The following is a 1,613-nucleotide window of genomic DNA, read 5'->3' as shown; positions in this document are numbered from 1 at the left end:
GCCGCCGTTCACCCGTGCAGGTGACAGAGCAGCAGGCAGATGTCGTCGTCGCGCTCGGAGTCGCTCAGCAGCGGGCTCAGCAGCCGGTCCGCCGAACTCTCCGGGTCGGCGTCCAGCTCCCCCGGCTCGAAGGAGCCCAGCGCCGCCGCCAGCCGGGCGATGCCGGGGTCTATGCCCCGCGCGCGCCGCTCGACCAGACCGTCCGTGTACAGCGCCAGCGTCGACCCGGGCTCCAGCGGCTCGGTGTGGTCGGCGATCTCCTGGTGCAGCGGGATGCCCAGCATGGCGCCCGGCTTGGCGTCCAGGACGCGCACCCGCCCGTCGGGCAGCCGCAGCACCGGCGGCGGATGTCCCGCGGCGGCCCACGTCAGCGTCGGCTCGCCGGGATGGAACCGCGCGATGACGGCGGTCGCGAACAGGTCCGGCTGGAGGTGGTGCAGGAACTGGTGCAGCCGGGTCAGCAGCCGGCCGGGACTGCTGTGGTCGACGGCGTAGGCGCGCAGCGCGGTGCGCAGCTGGCTCATCATCACCGCCGCGTGCAGCCCGTGCCCGGTGACGTCGCCCACCACGGTGATCAGGCTGCCGTCGGGCCCGCGGAACGCGTCGAACCAGTCGCCGCCGATGTTCAGCCCGTGCGTGGCCGGCAGGTAGCGCGCCGCCAGGCTCAGCCGCGGGATGTCCGGCAGTTCCGTCAGCAGGGCGCGCTGCAGCGTCTCCGCGATGTCCCGGTTGTGCTCGAAACGCCGGGCGTTGTCGAGCGCGATGCTGGCCCGGCGGGTGAACTCGATCAGCATCACCGCGTCGTCGGGCGCCCAGCGTTCCCCGGGCGGGGACAGCGTGAGCACGCCCAACGGCGCCCGGCGCGTCAGCAGCGGCACGCACAGCAGCGGCCGGTCCGGGTCGATTGCCGAGGGCGGCTGGTCGTCGACCCCGGGCAGACCGCCCGGGTGCGCGGCCGCGTACTGCGGGCGCCCCGTGCGGGCCGCCCGGACCGCGGCGGCGGCGTGCGACGCCGGGTGCGCCTCCTCGCCCTCGTCGTCGAACAGCCACACGTCGGCCCGCGAGGCGTGGTCCGGCACCAGCAGTTCCGGCAGACGGCGCACGATCTCGTCGAGGTTCAGCGACGCGTTCAGCACCACGCTGGCGTCCGCCAGGAACGTCAGCCGGCGGCGGGCGGTCTCGGCCTCCTTGCGGGCCCGGCGTTCCGCGGCGAACGCCGTGCGCTGCGCCCGCCCGGCGGCGTCCAGCTCGGCGTGCAGGGCGAGCACGCCCTGGTTGGTCTGGTGCAGTTCCTCCCGGTGGAAGGCGACCAGCGCCTCCTGCTCGGCCAGCCTCTCCAGCACCACGGCCGTGTCCTCGTCGGCGGCCAGCAGGGCCTGTGCCGGGTCGGCGGACGCCGGCGCGTCCGTGCCCGGAGCCCGGCCGGGCTCCGGCACGGCCAGTTCGGCCTCCCACGGGATCTCACCGGCCGCGGCGGCCTCCGGCGGCGGGGCCACCACCACCGTGAGGGTGCCGCCGCCCGAGGGGGAGGCGGACACGTCCAGGGTGAGCACCCAGGTGCCGCCCTTGGCCAGGCACTGCCGCAGCCGCCCGCCGACCGACGCGGCCAGCCG

General features: G+C 76.0%; 1 protein-coding gene. It reads right to left on the bottom strand.

The features are described from left to right. Positions 1-8: 8 nt before the first annotated feature. The coding region (locus tag G3I53_RS14230; RefSeq protein WP_164438409.1) for a SpoIIE family protein phosphatase at positions 9-1,613 on the bottom strand (1,605 nt) is incomplete at its 5' end.

Origin of the sequence: Streptomyces sp. SID14436, assembly GCF_010548465.1 — a bacterium.
Classification (GTDB): domain Bacteria; phylum Actinomycetota; class Actinomycetes; order Streptomycetales; family Streptomycetaceae; genus Streptomyces.
Note: the sequence above shows the minus strand (reverse complement) of the source record. Positions and strands in the feature narration are given on the sequence as shown.